Source organism: [Borrelia] turdi, from assembly GCF_008828755.2.
Taxonomy (GTDB): Bacteria; Spirochaetota; Spirochaetia; order Borreliales; family Borreliaceae; genus Borreliella; species Borreliella turdi.
Genome location: NZ_QBLM01000005.1, coordinates 1 through 20,563, shown reverse-complemented (window position 1 = coordinate 20,563; position 20,563 = coordinate 1). Strand labels below are relative to the sequence as shown.

Below are 20,563 nucleotides of genomic sequence, written 5' to 3'. Positions count from 1 at the left end.
GAATTTTTAATTATTTAATATAATTGCAATACAATTAAACTTACATAAAATTGATTTTGCTGAAAATATAGAAAAAAAGCTAGGAATAATTTTGAACAATCTTGCTCTAGAGATAGAGTAAATAAAGTTAAATAAATATTAAAACAAGTTTTGGGTAACTTGTCTAAGATTAGTTTTTTAACTTTTAAAAAAATCAATCTTGGGATATACTATGAGTATTAAGAAGAGCTAAAAAAGATTTATAAATAACATAAATAGTTCTTATAAACACAAATAATGAAAAATAATAGCATTATAAAAACAAATGATCCAAATATATCTCTTTATAAAGAACTATCAAAAAATTTTATAAAAAAAGAGAATATTAATCAACTAAAAGACTTTTTTATTCTTATAAAGAATAAACTTTCTTCAATAGATGATAATTCAACAGAAGCAAATATAGAGTCTTTATTAAGATCTATATTTGAAGAACTAAATTATTCAGTAGAACAACAAAAAGTCGGGCAAATAGAAGGAATGGAGTCTAGAGTAGATATACTACTTTTTGAAAATGATAAAAATAGAGTAGATTTTAATAATAAATTAGAAGAAGCTAAAAAAAATAATGAGCCTATTTTAGCCGAAGATATCTTACTTATAGCAGAAGTTAAGCGTCCATTATTTAGTTTTGGCACTAAAAATAAAGTAAAAGAAGCAGAAGATCAACTATATAGATATCTAAATCAATATCAAAAACATTATGGGATACTTTCAAATGGAAAGGTATGGAGATTATATGACAAATCTAAAGTTCTTTATGGAGAAAAAAGATATATTGAATTTAATTTTTCTAAAATTAAAGAAAAAGAAGAATACAAAGAACAAGAATGGTTTATTTTATTCATCTACCTTATAAGAAAAGAAAGATACCTAAAGACAAGCAATGTAATAGAGCTTGAAAAAGAACAAATAGCTAAAGAAAAAGAGATAATTCAAAAAACTTTGAAAGAGATACTTTATGAAAGGCCCGACGATTCTATAGTATTTAAAATTGCAAAAAATATATATGACAAGGAATTTAAAGTATCAGGCAAAGAAATTACTCAGAATATTTTAGCTAGCATACTTGAAGAATCAATTATTTTTATTTTAAGAATATTTTTTATTGCATATATTGAAGATAATGATATTTTTAAGAAAATATTAGAAGAAAATAAGCTATACAGATCTTCTATATCTTTTAGATATTTTTTTTATGATGAAAATACAAAAAAGAAATTAGGATATAAAAAAATAATAACAATTTTTAATCTGCTTGATAAGGGAAGTGATGCAATAAAGTTTCCCATATTTAATGGAGGATTATTTGCAGAAGACAAGGTTCAATATTTAAATAATGAAAGTTTATTAAGTATTAGCGAACTTGAAGAAGTACTGGTTAAAATACTTTTTTTTGAAGAAAAAAATATTAAAGATGAAAAATTTGTAGAGTATTCAAAGCTAGATCCTAAAAGTTTTGGAGAATTATACGAGACTCTACTTGAATATGACCTAAGAATTGCAGATACGACTGTTCATCGCATTATTGAAGACGGGGTTTATCTTATTCGTACCGAAGAAGAGCTTAAAAATAAGAAAGCAAACAAAATTGCTACATACTATAAAGGTAATATCTATCTTACATCCAGATCTCTTGATAGAAAGAAAAGTGGAGCATATTACACCCCAGATGATTTAACTGATTTTATGGTAATATCATCAATTGAAGAACAGCTTAAAACTAAGTCTCCTTTAGATATAAAAATTATTGATAATTCTTGTGGATCAGGGCATTTTTTAATTTCTTGTCTAGATTACCTAACAGAGAAAGTGTGGTACGAGCTAGATAAATTTGCAGATGTAAAAAAAGAGCTTGATAAAGAATATAGCGCTATTCTTAAAGAAAGTGAAGAATATGATGTTCAGGATAGTATAAGTAAAGAATTGGTACTTAAAAGGATGCTACTAAAGAAGTGTATTTATGGTGTTGATATTAATCCCATTTCGGTTGAAATTACTATGCTAAGTTTATGGATTAATACCTTTATTTTTGGAACGCCACTAAGCTTTATTGAACATCACATCAAAGTAGGAAATGCCCTACTAGGATATGCCAAAGATGAATTTTTTGATATTACAAAAAAGAAATTTGAAGGTGGATTTTCTTTGTTTAAAAAAAGAATTGAAGAAATTACAATTATTTTAGAAGATAGCTATCAAAAAATTAAAGGCATTAACGATACTACCAAAGAAGATATAGAAAAATCTAAAAATATATACAAAGAATATGAAGAGAGTAAAGATGCGGATAATTTAAGAATAATATTTTCTTTAATTAAACTTTATTCATTATCTTTTTATAAATCTTTAAATATAGAATTTAGTGATATTACAGCTGTAATCAGTTTAATTGAAAATATTTTGGGCAATAAAACTTCTAGTGAAGATAAAGAAAAAATAGAGAAAATTAAAAAATTAAGTAGCTGCTATAAATTTTTCCACTATGGAATTGAGTTTCCAGATATTCAGGAAGGATTTGACATTGTAATTGGAAATCCTCCGTGGGAGAAAACTAAGTTTGATGAATCTGAATTTTTTTCAAAACATGTTCCTGGCTACAGAAAACTAAGCATAAAAGAACAAAACAAAATAAAGCAAGAAATACTCAGTAAAGATAATCATCCTTTAAGCATTGAATACAATGAAGAAAAAAATAGTATAAGCACTATTAATAATATTTATAAAAGTGATTTTAAAAACTTTACTAGTGGTGGTGATCCAAATCTTTTTAGATATTTTATTGCATTTAATTTAAAATTACTAAAAGAAAAAGGCAATCTGACCTATTTAGTTCCCGCAGCTTTTTGGAGCGAATCTAGTTCCAGGGCATTAAGAAAACATATATTTGCTAACTATAAACTTAATTATATTTATCAATTTCAAAATCAAAAAAGATTTAAAGATGTAGTATCGCTTTTTAAATTTGCAATATTTCAGCTTAGTAATACCAAAGTTCCTACAACAAATTTTAAAGTAAAGTTCATGATTAAGAGCAGCGATAATATTATTAAGGAAATAACTAGTGATTTAAAAGACAATAAGGATGATCCTTATAAAGGAATTGAATTAAATATAGGCCAAATAAAAAAACTATCCCCTATTCAAGAGTCAATAATAGAATTTAAAAATAATAAAGAATTTAGCTTAATTAATAAAATGTTTAGTTCATTTAGTATTCTTAGTGAAAAATATATTGACTTTGGAGGGGGGCTGCATTTAACAAAGTATAAAACATTTTATAAAGAATATAATAATGAAAACTTTATATTTCTTTATTCTGGAGCCAATATTCATCAGTTTAATTCAAGATTTTTTAAAGATAAATCCGCAAAAGGAAGTTCTAAATTACTATGGATAGATAAAAAAGATTTAGAAAAAATATTATCTAAAGATAATCAACATCAAACTGAAAGAATACTATATAGAGATATTGCAAGCAATACCAATGAAAGAACCATGATTAGCACTTTATCTCCTAAAAATTGTTATTGTGTAAATTCATTGTATATAAATTATGAGAAAAAACCAATATCTATTTATAAAAAATTGTTTATTATATCTATTTTTAATTCATTACCATTTGATTTTTTTCTAAGAAGATTTGTTAATATACATGTTCAAAAACCATGTTTATATCAATGTCCAATGCCTCAACCCGAAGAAAAAGAAATCTTAAGTAATTCTTTATATCTAAATCTTGTAAAAAATACTTCTCTACTGATAACTAAAAATGATCCAGAGAACTTTAAATATTTACTTTATTTAGAACATTTTGAGCTTAATAAAGAAGAAGTTGATAAAATATTAAATCTGGATACCAAAGATGAATTCTTCAAAGAAAAAGAAAATGAAAATAATTTTATTGTAGCCAGTCTCTATTCACTAACCAAAGAAGATTTTAGGGTTTTACTTAATGACTTTAAGGTATTAAAAAATAAGAAAGGAGAAGGCTATATTTCGTCTTTAATAAAAGGATATGAGAATTATTTAAGAATAAATAAGCTTAACTAAGCTTAACAATTCAAGTTTAGTTAATTACTATAAAGAGATTTTATTTACTTAATAAAATATATGTTTTTGCTAAAAAAATTATTATAAAATAATGCAAAAGCTATTCTTAGTGAAGTGATTTTTAAAAAAAGTAGTAGATAAACTAAAAAACTTTTAGAAATTGAAGAAAATAATGTTTATAGATTTATAAATGCAGCAATGTATCATTTTATTTGTTTTTTAAGGGTCTAAGATTTTAAAAATAAAGAGTTTATAATGGGGTAAAAGAAGATGATTTGGCAAAAATTATTGGTAATTTCTAAAAAGAGTTTTTATAGGTTTTTATATTAATTAACTAGAAATATTTTTTTAAAAGCATATTTTTTTATAATATATTTTAATAATATCTTCTTGATTTTTTTATATTAAAAATTAATTAAGTATTGTTTAGGATAATTTACACTATATACTTCATATTTTATAGCTTTGAAAAGGATCTCTTCCTTTCTAGAAGCCTCAAGTTATCCTTTCATTTCTTTTAATAACTTTTTAATCTTTCTAAATCATCCCGAATATCATCAACTTTTATAGCATTTTATTTATTATTATCTTTTATTTTGCTTCTTAAAGTGCTTTGGGGATTTTCTAAAAGAAAATATATTTATTTATTCTAAAAGCGAGACATCGGGTTTTAATACCGCTTTAGAACTTGATAGGATTTATAAGGCGAGTCAAGTGTAAGTTCTATATGCAAGTGCAGGATAAAGTTTGCCCCAACATTTATAAAAGTAAGGTAGCGTGTTTCTTAAATATTGCTAAAGAACATGTATTAAAGTAAGCAAAATCCTAGTTTTGGTGTCTTTTAAAGCTTAATTATTGCCTATGTTCTATATTTAAAATCAATAAATCAATTTAACAAACCTATCTTCATTCAAGGCTTATATAAATTATAGGTTAAAAATTCTTTTATAATCTTTAATTAAAACTCTAGGGATATCTCTTATTTAAAGCAGGCTCTTGTATTACTGTAATTTTAATATATAACCCAAAGGGTTCTTTATTGAAAAGAAATTATTTTTTAGCTTTTTTATTTATTTTTATTTTTCTTCGATCTGCTGGCAAATTTCGGTTACATGAGATTGAAGCTTATTGTTATTATTTGTTTGTATAGGATTTTATCGTTTTTATAACCCAATAAAAGGTGGCTTAACATTTTTGATACGATTGTCTTTATAGATAATAATTCTTCAAACCAATTTTTAAGCTTCTTTAAATCTAAAATGTTTAATTTTCCAGATAATCTTTTTGGGGAAGTCTTTCTTCTATATCTAATAGATCTCTCAGTATTAGCAGTTATCGGTTTTGATGATTTCTAATTCATTGCTCTGAAGATCGTCATTCTATATTGATCCCCAGGTTCTTCTTTTATTTTTTCCATATATTTTTATCTATCTTTTGTAATTTGTTTCTATTAAATTTTTTAAATCATTAATTGGCGTGTTTTTTGTTATTTTGCTAGGATTTTATTTTCGATTTTTATTTACTTCTTGATGGAGGTTACTTCTATTTTAGATTTTAATCCCTTTTTATCAGATTTTAGGGTTTTTATATATTTTTTTTGTTAGATTGATTCTTAATATCTTTTCTGGCAGCGTTAAAATCTGGATTGCAAGTATTTAAAAGTAGAAAAACAGTAGACATAACTTTCCAAATTCTATTTTTAGAGTAGCTTAATATAATCATTTTCTTCTATTCTTATTGAGTTTTTTGATTATTACTATTTACATATTATTTGAAATATAGCTGTTATTGCCATATATTTCTATAATATTATTAAAATAAGGGAAGGTACAATGAATGTATTTTTACATTGGAAAAATTATAAAAAAATTCTTTATAGTTATTATAACTTGCGCGTTGTTTGTATTTGAAAGTTGTTCTTCTCAATTTCCATCCAAAGCAATAGAAAATGTTTCATTAGCTTTAAGAGATTTTAAAGGAAGTAAAAAGGAAGATAAAAAATATAATAAGGAAATGCTAAAGCAAAACATAAAAATTTTAAAATCAAACCCATACTCGGCTTTGTTAGAACAACAAATAGCAGATGATAAAGTTGTAAATGAAAATTCTCTATTACCAAATCTGGAAATGGAAAATAATGATTTAAGAGAAAAAAGTTTGCCAGATGTAAAGGTACAAGATAGGATTATTACTAAAGCAAATCAACAATTTAAATATACACGTGTTCTACTCACAGAAGATCAAATTAAAGCCGACTTGGATAAGTTTGCAGAAAAAGATTATGAAAAAAAGTCTCTTATGGAGATTAAAAAAGCAGAACTTATCTTAAAAGACCTATCTAAAAATAACTTAGATAAAGACATTTCTGATATTAACCTAGATTATAAAAGCTTGTTAGATTACCTTTTTTCCTTTCATTTTTTGTTAGATAAGCTTAATAAAACTCCTCAGTCAAGAAGATATTTAATCAGACAAATGCAGCGTGTTAAGCCTATAATACAGAAAAATTTAGAAGAGATGTATATCCATACCCAAAATGCACATAATTACTGGGAATCTGCTAAAAACATGTTAAAAAATGCTAAGGATAAATTAGGAGAATCTATTCATAAAAGAATACTTAATGAAAATAGAAAAGAAGATATGATTGATATAGGCTTTAGCAAAAGTGAACAGAAACGTGCAAAAGAATTAGCAAACTATTCAATAGAATATGCAAATACTTGCATAGAAAATATAGAAAAAGCAATTAATTCTCTTCAATATGGAAACACCTGCAAAAAAGAAATAAAAAAATATATATAACGATAAGCCGTATAATAAAAGATTCTTAATAAATAAGGAGATATTGAAATAAGATTAAGAATATGTTATATTCCCTGTATTGGTTCCTAATATAGGAGCTCTCTTCTTGGATTTTATCTTTATTGGTTTATTTGTCTTTTATAGTAATATATGCTTGCATATACCTATCTAATAGGTATTCGAGAGGGATATTAGCAATAAATGCTGAGAATTGTTTAATTTATGTTGATATTAGTGGGGAGGTATTTCTTCAGAGATTATACAAGAATTTGAGAGTAGGGGCAATAGGCTGTTATTTAATTGTGTTACCGGGCTTTTTAATTTAGAGTATTTGATAAAAAATATTGATGAAATAATAGAAAAAATGCTAACTAAAATTATAGAGCAAGATAAAGAATTCGGGAAATATATTTCGGTTGAGCAATAACCTAGGAAGTGTTAAAATTAATAAAAAATCCATTAATTTTAACTGTTGATAGAAGTAAAATATTCCTTTCTGCAAAGTTATTTGTTGATATGTTGTTTAATAGCAATTATCTTGAAGATAGGCATGGATATTTTTATAGTAAGAGAGTTGATAGTTCTAATGCTACTGCTATATTTATGGGGAAAACAGCTAATGCATCTCTCTATACAATTCTTCCCCTAATTACCTTAAAATTTAAAATTGATTTTATACCTAATAACTACAGCATTTACTCTAAATTATCAACTTCTTTTAAAAAAGCTATTCTTTTGAGTTTAGGAACCTCTATAGATAATTTACATTTTGAATATTCTATTGTTGAACACCCACGATCAGTACTAATCCCGAAGATATATATTTTAAAGTTAAATTTTTATCTATAATCCCAATGTTTTTGTTAATTACGCCTTTAAAATCCATCGTTTCAGACAAATAAGTAAACATCATTAAATTCCATCAACTTTTCTACATCTTGATCATCTAATACATACCTTGAAGTTTCAAATTCTAAAGACTGCGCTGATACAAAAAGAGGGAGCCCTAAAAAAATAAATTCGGGGTTTTAGGATTATTTAGCATAAAATTAATACCATTAATACCATTAACATTTGATATTTCATGAAAATCACTAATTATTGTCACAGTGCCTATTGAACTACCAAATGAGCAAAGTTTAATGGAATAAGAACAAAACTTTATATATGCATATGCGCATCAATAAATACTGTCAGGGTATACTCATCTAATGTTGTATTAATTTTTGTTATATTTATAATATAATCTACTATTACTATATCAAAGATTATAAAAATAGTAATTTACAGTATATCTTTTAAAGCATTTTAAGCTTTCCTATAATAAATTTCTTTCAAAGGAGGCTCTAAAAGGTCGTTTATAAAAACTTTTATACTATTTGAAAAGCGAATCTTTCCTTTTATATATTTACCATGCTTTTTATACAGTGTATCCCACACCCCCTTCAAAGGGTTCCTATTTTTAATAAATTGGTTTTCTATAATAGAAATATTATATTTTTTATTTTTAATATTTTGAATATTATTAATAGTTCCCGTTAAAATAGAAAAGCTTTCTATTGACCATCTTTCTACTTGAACTGGAGTTATAATATGGTCTGTAACATTTAAAGCATTCCTTAAAAGGAAATTTCTACTAGGAAAAGTATCTATTATAATATAATTAAAATCAAAACTTTTAGTACTTTTATTTAATCTAAGTTCTAAAATAATTTCTTTATAATCTATATCGTTTGTGTTAAATGTTTCTAAAACAGGATGAGAAGGAATTATAGAAATATATTCATTAATTTTATTTTCACATTTACCAAAATAGGCATTTCCTTTTAAAAATTTATAAACATTGCGCTTTTTAATATTAGAAATATATTGATTAAAATAAGAAGTTAAAGAATTTTGTGGATCTAAATCAATTAATAGTACTTTTTTGTCTAATTCTTTTAATATATAAGAAAAAATTATAGAAAGTGAGCTTCCCCCCTTTTTTTTTACACTTGCCAGTGTAATTATAATTAGGGTTTTTGATTCATTTATTTATAACCCCCTCATATTTTAATTTTTTATTATAAAATTCATATACTTTTTTTCCCATTTTTAAGTGTGATAAATTAAATTGATAATACTCGGTATTTTCTTTGTTCTTTCTTAGAAGCTTTTTTAAAGATTAAACATATGCTTTAATAGAGTCATTTTTAAAGGCAAATTCTATATAATAGAGTTTTTTTATTATATAGGTTTTATTATTTTCTTTTTAAGAAAAAAGGATTTATCGAGTTTATCATGCCTATATCTTATTTCTAAGAACTTGTCATCTTCTTTCAAAGGAAAGAAATTTTAAAAAAAAGAAAATCTTTAGCGTTATTAAATTTTTGAAAAGCAAGTTTTAGTCTTTCTCCCTTGTTTATAATTCTAAAACTAATTAGATGTTTAAATATTTTTGTGTAGTATATTTTCTACTTTTACTTCCTCAATTTTATTAAATATAATTTTTTTCTATGTTATTTTTTTGTTTTTGAGCTTTTCAATTAAATTACTCAAATTTTAATCCCTTTGTCAAAATGTTAGCTAAAATATTATTAGCTATTATACCAGCATGTCCTGAAAAGCTAGTTATTTTTTTATTTTCCATTTGGTAGTATAAGTATCTTTAAATTCTCCCGCAAGAGTATAGAAATCGGCTTTATAGGGTATAGTTTTTCTTATAAAGTGAATTTTTTGTTTGTCGAGATTTAGTTTAAATAAAAAAAATTCTTTAATATCTTTTAATTCATAATCATATTTTAGATGATTTTTAAAATCTTTATAGTTTAATAAAATATTTTTCAGTGTTTTGATTGGTTCTTTAGTGTTAGAAATTATTGATTTAATTCTTTTAAAGAAAGAGTTTTCTATAGAATTCTTATTACATATATTTATATATTGTTTATTATGTACAGCGATATTTTTAGTGATATTTTAAGGCTTAAAAGACTCTTTTTCTTCCTTTAGAGTATCTTTTTCTTCTTTTGCTTTCTTAATTAAGTTTGATCTGGTGCCACTAAAATATGTATCAATTAATTTATGTGTAATGGGGGACACTTTATATATATAAAGTGTTCCTTTGAATTCTTCAAAGTTATTTGAAAATGTTAGCATTTTTTCTAATACTTTTAGCTTAACTAAAAATCTTAAATCTATTCTTAGAGTATTAATTATAGTTTCTTTTTTATGTTCTTTATATATATTTGAGTTTAGTACGCGAAGTATGTCTTCCCGATGGTTAACTTGAAGCTCCTTTAGTTTTTCAGAATTAAAATGAATTTTGTGTATTGATACATTATATTTTTTCTCAAACTCTTTATTTAAGTAAATAATAACTTAAATTATTTTTTTAAACTTGCAGTCTTTTGAAAGTAATTTATTAGATTTAATTTGGTAGCTATAATTAGATATAATAGTGTTCATTTTTTTATTTCCCAGTTTAATGTGTATTTAATTATTAATTAATAGTTAAAGACTATAATATATAAAATAATAAATTTCAACCTCTGTTAAAAATTAAAGCTAAAAACTATATTTAAGATAAGGGATAGTTTATTTTTTTGACAAAAAATGTCGAAATTCAATGCAACAACTAGTATAAACTTTTTTAATGGGCCCGATCAAAAATAGAATTGTAAATAGTGCCCAAAGTATCAAAAATTAAAATAATTTTAAAAATATATTTTCTTTATCTACTATTTATGTAATCTTTAATTTTGAAATAGTTTTTTGTATCGGTTCAGAACCGAACGATTTTTAATTAAATTTATGGCAATATTTATTTACAGATTAGTATCATAGGATTTTCTACAGGTCTTTTTTTGTTTCATATCATTAGGTCGGAATTTATTTTTTAGATGATAATTAATGGTTAACTATATAGAAATTTACACTTTAAAATAAAAAATAAATATAGGAGGACAAAATGGCGAAAAAAGAAAATAAAAAACAAAATAAAAAAGAGATCATTTTAAATGATAGGCTTGAAGATTTTATTGATAAAAGTCAAAACTTAAATAATAATCAAGATAAAAATTTAATCATTTATAATGATCTAAAAGATTAATTAAAGCTTAATTTAAAAGATGATATTGATAATAAAATTCAAAGAATGAAAATTTTATATAAAATTAAGCAAAAAGAGCTTTATAAATACGATGGTTTTAAAAGCTTTGAGCAATTTATAAAATCTTTTATAATTGCAAAAACGCAGGCATACATATTTAAAAGTTTATGAAAAGGTTTTGGAAGGCATTATTTCTATTAATAAAATTAAGGAAGTGGGGTTTAATAGTATATATCATGCCATACAAAAACAAGGGGTATCAGAAATAAATCAAGAAAATATAAATAAAAATAATAAAGAAAATACCCCAATTAGAATTTTAATAAAAGATAATGAATTATATTTTTTTTGCAAAAAAGATACCAAAAGAGTATATTTTATTTTAAAGGAGATTTTTAAAAATAAAAAAGACATTTTATCAGAGATTATAATTAAATATGATAATTCTAAAAAGAAAAGTAATAAATAAATTTTCAAGTTTTATTGACTTTGACGTTTAATTAATGTTAATCTATTACTTCTAATAGGCTTAAGTTTATTTTGCCTAGTTTAATGTCGAAAAGATGCCCGGAAAAGGGTTTTTTCATTTTAAAATCTAAATTTTAGGGCTTATTAGTTTTATTAACTTTAAATCATTTTTGCATATCTTAAATTTATAATTTCTCTATTGCTGTGTTTTTATATTCAACTATAAATCAATAAGATGATTATATGTAAAAAATCTTTTCTGTGATTTAAAATTTTCTTATATAGTTTAGACACTCTTAATCTAGATTAATTCTATTATAGAGTCTTTTTGTTTTTTGATATTTCCTTTTAGTTTCATTTTTTATTAAATATTAGGATTATTGGTTTTATCCCTCTCGCTATTTACTAAAAAATTACAAATTATAAGTTCTTACAGGAATTTTTTAAATTTTTACTGCTTTCATAATTCTGAATAAGATGTTTCTAAAGAAGAAATTAACAAAAGATTAGATAATTATGGTTTTGAAAATAAAAAGGATAGAAATCTTTTTTACCTATGCTCTATAGATTAGAAGGTGTTTAAAATAAAAATTGGGAGATTAAAAAAAAGTGTTTTTAGATGCTCTTGATGTCATGGGGCAGCCTATAGAAAATAAATTAATAACTCTAATTATATTTATTAAGCCTGAGATAATAACTTTCTTATAGATGATTATTTAGATCGAATTTTTAATTATTTAATATAATTGCAATACAATTAAACTTACATAAAATTGATTTTGCTGAGAAATATAGAAAAAAAGCTAGGAATAAGTTTAAACAATCTTATTCTAGAGATAGAGTAAATAAAGTTAAATAAATATTAAAACAAGTTTTAGTCAACTTGTCTAAGATTAGTTTTTTAACTTTTAAAAAAATCAATCTTGGGATATACTATGGGTATTAAGAAGAGCTAAAAAAGATTTATAAATAACATAAATAGTTCTTATAAACACAAATAATGAAAAATAATAACATTATAAAAACAAATGATCCAAATATATCTCTTTATAAAGAACTATCAAAAGATTTTATAAAAAAAGAGAATATTAATCAACTAAAAGACTTTTTTATTCTTATAAATAATAAACTTTCTTCAATAGATGATAATTCAACAGAAGTAAATATAGATTTTTTATTAAGATCTATATTTGAAGAACTAAATTATTCAGTAGAACAACAAAAAGTCGGGCAAATAGAAGGAATGGAGTCTAGAGTAGATATACTACTTTTTGAAAATGATAAAGATAGAGTAGATTTTAATAATAAATTAGAAGAAGCTAAAAAAAATAATGAGCCTATTGTAGCCGAAGATATCTTACTTATAGCAGAGGTTAAGCACCCACCATTTAGTTTTGACACTAAAAATAAAGTAAAAGAAGCAGAAGATCAGCTATATAGATATTTAAATCAATATCAAAAACATTATGGGATACTTTCAAATGGAACGGTGTGGAGATTATATGACAAATCTAAAGTCCTTTATGGAGAAAAAAGATATATTGAATTTAATTTTTCTAAAATTAAAGAAAAAGAAGAATACAAAGAACAAGAATGGTTTATTTTATTCATCTACCTTATAAGAAAAGAAAGATACCTAAAGACAAGCAATGTAATAGAGATTGAAAAAGAACAAATAGCTAAAGAAAAAGAGATAATTCAAAAAACTTTAAAAGAGATACTTTATGAGAGGTCCGACGATTCTATAGTATTTAAAATTGCAAAAAATATATATGACAAGGAATTTAAAGTATCAGACAAAGAAATTACTCAGAATATTTTAGCTAGCATACTTGAAGAATCAATTATTTTTATTTTAAGAATATTTTTTATTGCATATATTGAAGATAATGACATTTTTAAGAAAATATTAGAAGAAAATAAGCTATACAGATCTTCTATATCTTTTAGATATTTTTTTTACGATGAAAATACAAAAAAGAAATTAGGATATAAAAAAATAATAACAATTTTCAATCTGCTTGATAAGGGAAGCGACGCAATAAAGTTTCCTATATTTAATGGGGGATTATTTGCAGAAGACAAGGTTAAATATTTAAATAATGAAGGTTTGCTAAATATTAGTGAACTTGAAGAAATACTGGTTAAAGTACTTTTCTTTGAAGAAAAAAATATTAAAGATGAAAAATTTGTAGAGTATTCAAAGCTAGATCCTAAAAGTTTTGGAGAATTATACGAGACTCTACTTGAATATGACCTAAGAATTGCAGATACTACTGTTCATCGTATTATTGAAGACGGGGTTTATCTCATTCGTACCGAAGAAGAGCTTAAAAATAAGAAAGTCAACAAAGTTGCTACATATTATAAAGGCAATATCTATCTTACATCCAGATCTCTTGATAGAAAGAAAAGTGGAGCATATTACACCCCAGATGACTTAACTGACTTTATGGTAATATCATCAATTGAAGAACAGCTTAAAACTAAGTCTCCTTTAGATATAAAAATCATTGATAATTCTTGTGGATCGGGGCATTTTTTAATTTCTTGTTTAGATTACCTAACAGAGAAAGTGTGGTACGAGCTAGATAAATTTAAAGATGTAAAAAAAGAGCTTGATAAAGAATATAGAGCTATTCTTAAAGAAAGTGAAAAATATGATGTTCAGGATAGTATAAGTAAAGAATTGGTACTTAAAAGGATGCTACTAAAGAAGTGTATTTATGGTGTTGATATTAATCCCATTTCGGTTGAAATTACTATGCTAAGTTTATGGATTAATACCTTTATTTTTGGAACGCCACTAAGCTTTATTGAACATCACATTAAAGTAGGAAATGCCCTTTTAGGATATACCAAAGATGAATTTTTTGATATTACAAAAAAGAAATTTGAAGGTGGATTTTCTTTATTTAAAAAAAGAATTGAAGAAATTACAATTATTTTAGAAGATAGCTATCAAAAAATTAAGGAAATTAATGATACCACTAAAGAAGATATAGAAAAATCTAAAAAGATATACAAAGGATATGAGGAAAGTGGAGATACAGATAATTTAAGAATAATATTTTCTTTAATTAAACTTTATTCGTTATCTTTTGACAAATCTTTAAATATAGGATTTAGTGATATTACGGCTGTAATTAGTTTAATTGAAAATATTTTGGTCAATAAAACTTCTAGTGAAGATAAAGAAAAAATAGAAAAAATTAGAAAATTAAGTAGCTATTATAAATTTTTTCACTATGGAATTGAGTTTCCAGATATTCAGGAAGGATTTGACATTGTAATTGGAAATCCTCCATGGGAGAAGATTAAGTTTGATGAATCTGAATTTTTCTCAAAATATATCCCGAGCTATAGAAAACTAAGCATAAAAGAACAAAATAAAATAAAGCAAGAAATGCTCAGTAAAGATAATCATCCTTTAAGTATTGAATACAATGAAGAAAAAAATACTATAAGCACCATTAACAATATTTATAAATTTGATTTTAAAGACTTTACCAGTGGTGGTGATCCAAATCTTTTTAGATATTTTGTTGCATTTAATTTAAAATTACTAAAAGAAAAAGGCAATTTAACCTATTTGGTTCCTTCGGCTCTTTGTAGTGAATCTAGTTCTAGATTACTAAGAAAACATATATTTAGTAAGTATAAGCTTAATTATATATATCAATTTGAAAATAAAAAGAGATTTAAAGATGTGCATTCGAGTTTTAAGTTTGCAATATTCCAAATAAATAATACCAAGCAATCTACATCAAATTTTAAGGCAAAATTTATGATCCAACATAGTGATAATATTTTAAAAGAAATGGTTGGCGATTTAAAAGACAATAAGGATGATCCTTATAAAGGAATCGAATTAAATATAGACCAAATTAAAAAACTATCTCCTACTCAAGAGTCAATAATAGAATTTAAAAATAATAAAGAATTTAGCTTAATTAATAAAATATTTAGTCAATTTAGTGTGTTTAGTGAAGAATATATTGATTTTAAAAAAGGCTTAGACCCGAGTATTAAGAATCGTAAATCTTTATTAAAAGAATATGATAATGAAAACTTTATATTTCTTTATTGTGGAGCCAATATTCATCAGTTTAATTCAAGATTTTTTGAATATAAAGATGCAAAAGAAAGTTCTAAATTACTATGGATAGATAAAGAAGATTTAGAAAAAATATTAGCTGAAGACGATCGGCATCAAACTGAAAGAGTATTCTATAGAGCAATTGCAAGTAATACAAATGAAAGAACTATGATTAGTACTTTGTCTCCTAAAAATTGTTATTGTGTAAATTCAATGTATATAAATTATGAGAAAACGCCAATATCGCTTTATAAAAAATTATTTATTATATCTATTTTTAATTCATTAACATTTGATTTTTTGCTAAGAAGATTTGTTGATTCAAATGTGCTAAAATCATGTCTTTACCAATGCCCAATGCCACAACCTGAAAAATATGAAATTCTAGCTAATCCGCTATATTTAACTTTAGTTAAAAACACTTCCTTACTAATAGCCAAAAATGATCCTTTAAATTTCTCTAATTTGCTTTATTTAGAAAACTTTAAGTTTGGTAAGAAAGAAGTTGATAAAATGTTAAATCTAGATACCGAAGATGAATTCTTTAAAGAAAAAGAAAATGAAAATAATTTTATTGTAGCTAGTCTTTATTCACTGACCAAAGAAGATTTTATGATTTTACTTAATGACTTTGAGGTACTAAAAAATAAAAAAGGAGAATTTTATATTTCGTCTTTAATAAAAGGATATGAGAATTATTTAAAAATAAATAAACTTAGCTAAGCTTAACAATTTAAGTTTAGCTATGCATTTTAAAGAGATTTATATTCATTTAATGAAATATATGTTTTTACCAAAAATATTACGATTAAAATGATGAAAAAGTTATTCTTAAAGAAAGCAGCAGATAAACTAAAAAACTTTTAGAAATTGAAGAAAATGATGTTTATGGGTACAATAAAAGATTCTTAATAAATAAAGAGTTGCGGCAAGGCTATTAAAGCGTCTCAAGTCTAATCTTTGATTTAAGAAAATGAGATCAAACCAATGAAATAGACTTTTAAAAGTCTATTGGACAATTATCACTAAAAATAAAATTATAAAAAACACCTGGGGTTGTTAGTTATTTAGCTTGTGATATGTACAGAATAGTCGCTTATCTGCCTTCACAAAAAGATAGGAAAAGGGTTGTTCGCATACGCACCTGTGCAGTGGGATTTAAAAATTCTTAACGGAGCTTGGGTTGATTAAAACCAGACTAATAAAATTTGGAAAAGATAAGACCGGAAATGATAGCGTTGTGCATTACACCCAAAACATGGGGACAAGAGAGTGTTATTCAATTGATATACATAATTTTTTGTCTTTTATCAATTATTTTTTGATATTTATGATATAATGAAAAAATATTTTATAAATTTTTTTAGTGTCAAGTTTAATGGGAAGATTTTATGAAAAAAGATGCTTGTATTTTGAATGTATTTGTATTTGTATTTGTATTTGTATTTATATTATTATTTTTTTCGTGTTTTTTGACACCACTAAAATCTTCAAAAAGTATCAAATATTTAAACAGAAGTTTTTATTCTAAGACTAAGACAATTAGAGAAGATGCTAAAGAATATAGCAAATATATCAAAAAAAACATGGAAGAAAGCAACCAAAATATTTGTTCTTTCTATGAAGAATCTGGGATAAAAGAAGGGGAGGTGTTTGAATTACTTGCAGGAGGTTATGTTACATGGGTAAAATCTAATAATTTAAGTGTTCTAAAAGATAGATATAATAATTCAATTAAAGATCTTGAAGAACTTAAATATTCTTATATTTTTTCACCAATTCGATTCAAAACTTCTTCGTGGCTTAGTAATAGTTACACCTATAGTGTTAACGAAAATAATTATAAGATATTTGGTTACGAAATACCCATAGCTAAGATAATAGCATTTGAGTCGACTGAAGAGTTTGAAAAAAAATACGAAGTTAGAAGTTTAAAATTAAATTCCGAAGGTTCGAATGTTAATTTTGAAAAATATAGAATTGGTTTTCCTAAAATTAGCCTAAAAGAAGCTTCTAAAGAAGTTGGATACATTAATTCATATAATTTTGGTGTTTTTGACAATTCCTTAACAGATTCTTTTCAACTTTTTTATAAAAAGAAGAAATGTAATATTATGCTGGCATATCTTACTATAAAGAATAAAGAAACGGATAAAGATAAAACCTATGAAATTGCATTAAATCTAAAACTATTTAATGATATTGTTAAGTTGCTATTTGCCAAGTATCCAAATTTGTCGAAAGAAAAATTAAAACTTCCTATTGATGAATAATAGAGGTTGTAATTTTTATTTGAAAAATCAGCAATTGATAATATCGATATCCAGTATGTTTTTGTAAATAAAACCGTAATAAAAAATTATAAATAATAAGTTGATTTTGAATCATATATTTTACATAATTTTTAGAATCTTGGGTTGCTAGTGGCATTTATAGCAAAAAATAAATTCATAAGAATAGGAGGCATTATTATATAATAATAAAAACCCCTAAGAAATATTCTATACGAGAGACTTGACGACTCCATAGTATTTAGAATCGCAAAAATATATATGAAAAAGAATTCAAAGCAAAGGGCAAAGAGATTTCTAGGTCTATTTTAGCCAGTATTCTTGAAGAATCGATTTTTTTATTTATTGTGTTGCATATTACTACATATTATTATAATTTATAGTTATAATAATGTAATGGAGGTTGTGATTATGCTAGGTAAATTTAATTAATATTTAAGACTAGGCTTGATTAAATTATTTATATCAAAATAATTCAAAAAAGCTAAAAGCTTTTATATCATTTTGTAAAAATGATACTAAGTATTAGCGCTATTTTAGGTGGATATATCGGAAGTGTACAATATTTATACATTGATATAAAAATTTACCTAATTTCATTATTAATATATTTAATATTCTCTTTAATTACAATTTTTTTCATACCAAATGATAAAAATACAGATCATAAGCATAATGAAGAAAATTTAACTTTATATCTTATGAAATTTTAAAAAAAAATAATAATATTATTAAAATCTAAAGAACTTTTAGAATTATTTATTTTAAATGGCACCATTCAATTTTTTTATCAACCTTTTTATTTATACTGGCAAGCAATTTTTATTGATAAAAATATATCTATTAATGTATTTGGAATTATATATGTACTATTTCGCATATCAGATATTATAGGAGCATGGATATTTAGAAAAATTAAACATTCAAAATATGATATTCATATTATTTTAGCTATAATATTTTTATTATCAATTTTAATAAAAATAATTTCACATATTTATTACTATAATCATATTTTTAGTGATTATAATTTATATTTATTCTAATAATTTAGAATTTTTTTTAAAAAAAATGTGGATTCAAAAGTTTTAGGAACTATAACTTCTATTAATAGTGTATTATTCCGTATATTTTCATTTTTATCACTAGGTATATGTTCAATTTTAACTAATTTTATAAGCGCTATAAAAAAACTTCCTAGTATATAAAAAGCCAGAAAACAAAAGAATAAAGGTTAAAATTGATAGATAAAGTAAAGGCTTATAATTAGTATTTTATCAAGATATAAGTAAGAGAGCCTTCTTTAAGGAAAGGCTCTAACTAATTTTAAATATTAATATATTTTTATATATTTTTTTATCCATTTTAAGACTTACTTAAAGCAGTTTTTGCCTGTTCAATAAGTTTTTTTATAATTTTATCTCTTCCCATTGCGAAATTCTTTTTAGAAGAATAATTTTCTAATTTACTTAAAGCATCTTCTGCTTTAAGTAAAGCGTGTTTAGACAATAGTAGTGCTGTCTTATTTTCATTTTCCAATCTTTTAATAATGCCTTCTTTTAAACTTTCCTTAGCTTCATTAAAGAATAAAGCTGCAGATCCTATATCTTGTTCTGCAATATCAATGCGAGTCATGATTTCATCAAATTCGTTTTCTGTATTTAAATTATTTTGTAATTGTCTCAGCTTAGTTATTTTAGTTCTATTTTCACGACGATTTTTCGTTAGTGATGTTATTTTATTGTTAATCTTATCTATTACATCATAAAAATCACTTTTTATCGAAGTATATTCATGTTTAAGTGACCTCATATCCTCAATTAACTTGGGAAATCCAGAGCCCCTAATAGCATTTTCTATATTTTTAATTTCTTTATCTGCTCTCTTTTCTTCATTAGTAGAAGGGAAAAGTTGTTCTTGTTTTATCTCTTTTTTTTGATTATTCTCAATTGGAATGGTTGTTGTTGTTATTGGTATACTAGCTTTATTGTTAGGCGTCTCTAAAGACGCCACAGGACCTATATTCTCTTTCTCTATAGTGGGCCTTGTGTATGCTAAGGACTCTGCGGGAGTGGGGGGAATTAAATTCCCATCTTTCAATTCCTCAAAATTTTTTAAACCTTTTTTTTCTTCTTGATTCTTACCTGAAAAAGTAGCTATTTTTGAATTGCTCATCTTGTTAGCAGTATCAAACAAATAAGATGCTTCTTTGCTTGTGCCAGAATTTCCCAAAAACTTACAGGACACAAACAATATTGTTGTTGGCAGTAAAATGCACATATTGCTTCTTTCCATCATTAATATCCCCTTCCTATTTTTCTTTAGTTATTTATTATTCAAATATTATTTTATTATAAGGCAAATACAGAGTAGAGACAATAATTTTTAATTTATTTGCCGCACTTTTTTTAAAAAAACTGTACTTTTATTATGTATTGAATTTATCATAATTTTTTTCATATATAATATTAAAGTTGTATTTTTTACATGGTTGATTCAAAAAGTAAGCCATATAAATATATACCGCGGGGGTTTTTCATTTTGAGAGGGTGGCTCTTTATTCCCATCAATTCCCATCAATGTGTCAAATGAAAGGCGAAAGCGGTTGTTTTATTCGATGAATTGTAAATTGAAATTTAAACTAAACAACTATAAATTAATTTATAGTTGTTTAGTTTAAATTTCAATTTACAATTCATCGAATAAAACAACCGCTTTCGC

General features: G+C 24.2%; 8 protein-coding genes and 4 pseudogenes. 7 read left to right on the top strand and 5 right to left on the bottom strand.

Annotated elements, in window-relative coordinates; translation table 11 throughout:
- The first annotated feature begins 276 nt into the window (after window positions 1–276).
- Entirely contained in the window at window positions 277–4,092 is a 3,816-nt protein-coding gene (locus DB318_RS04900; RefSeq protein ID WP_151074396.1) for an Eco57I restriction-modification methylase domain-containing protein, read from the top strand.
- A 1,108-nt stretch (window positions 4,093–5,200) separates the two neighbouring features.
- Here DB318_RS04900 and DB318_RS06020 read toward each other — a convergent pair.
- Window positions 5,201–5,404 (bottom strand): CRASP family complement regulator-acquiring lipoprotein, encoded by a 204-nt coding sequence (locus tag DB318_RS06020; RefSeq protein WP_419465848.1) that lies wholly within the window; start codon window positions 5,402–5,404, stop codon window positions 5,201–5,203.
- 524 nt (window positions 5,405–5,928) lie between these two features.
- Here DB318_RS06020 and DB318_RS04890 point away from each other — a divergent pair.
- Both DB318_RS04890 and DB318_RS06190 read left to right on the top strand, forming a co-directional pair.
- Entirely contained in the window at window positions 5,929–6,897 is a 969-nt protein-coding gene (locus DB318_RS04890) for a hypothetical protein (RefSeq protein WP_151074395.1), read from the top strand.
- 176 nt (window positions 6,898–7,073) lie between these two features.
- Window positions 7,074–7,482, top strand: a pseudogene (locus DB318_RS06190) (UTP--glucose-1-phosphate uridylyltransferase); the annotation flags it as partial.
- Window positions 7,483–8,205: 723 nt separating this feature from the next.
- Here the strand turns inward: DB318_RS06190 and DB318_RS04875 are convergent.
- The 3 genes and pseudogenes from DB318_RS04875 to DB318_RS06015 form a co-directional block, all read right to left on the bottom strand.
- Complete coding sequence (locus DB318_RS04875) at window positions 8,206–8,931, bottom strand: ParA family protein (RefSeq protein WP_419465847.1); 726 nt, start codon at window positions 8,929–8,931, stop codon at window positions 8,206–8,208.
- Window positions 8,924–9,384, bottom strand: a pseudogene (locus DB318_RS04870) (DUF226 domain-containing protein). Before DB318_RS04870 ends, DB318_RS04875 begins: the two are co-directional and overlap by 8 nt.
- Window positions 9,385–9,427: 43 nt before the next feature.
- A pseudogene (locus tag DB318_RS06015) lies at window positions 9,428–10,341 on the bottom strand (plasmid maintenance protein).
- Window positions 10,342–10,843: 502 nt separating this feature from the next.
- Between DB318_RS06015 and DB318_RS04860 the strand changes: the two are divergent.
- From DB318_RS04860 to DB318_RS04845, 4 genes and pseudogenes are all read left to right on the top strand, one after another.
- Window positions 10,844–11,453 (top strand): annotated as a pseudogene (locus DB318_RS04860) (chromosome replication/partitioning protein).
- A 741-nt stretch (window positions 11,454–12,194) separates the two neighbouring features.
- Window positions 12,195–12,311 (top strand): BapA protein, encoded by a 117-nt coding sequence (locus tag DB318_RS06010; RefSeq protein WP_336510997.1) that lies wholly within the window; start codon window positions 12,195–12,197, stop codon window positions 12,309–12,311.
- A 141-nt stretch (window positions 12,312–12,452) separates the two neighbouring features.
- The gene (locus tag DB318_RS04850) at window positions 12,453–16,274 is read left to right on the top strand and encodes an Eco57I restriction-modification methylase domain-containing protein (RefSeq protein ID WP_151074394.1); all 3,822 of its coding nucleotides are present in this window, start codon (window positions 12,453–12,455) and stop codon (window positions 16,272–16,274) included.
- Window positions 16,275–16,942: 668 nt separating this feature from the next.
- Complete coding sequence (locus tag DB318_RS04845; RefSeq protein WP_151074393.1) at window positions 16,943–17,824, top strand: S2/P23 family protein; 882 nt, start codon at window positions 16,943–16,945, stop codon at window positions 17,822–17,824.
- Between the two features lie 1,383 nt (window positions 17,825–19,207).
- Here DB318_RS04845 and DB318_RS04840 read toward each other — a convergent pair.
- Window positions 19,208–20,140, bottom strand: a complete 933-nt coding sequence (locus DB318_RS04840; RefSeq protein ID WP_151074392.1) for a P12 family lipoprotein — start codon at window positions 20,138–20,140, stop codon at window positions 19,208–19,210.
- Between the last annotated feature and the right edge of the window lie 423 nt (window positions 20,141–20,563).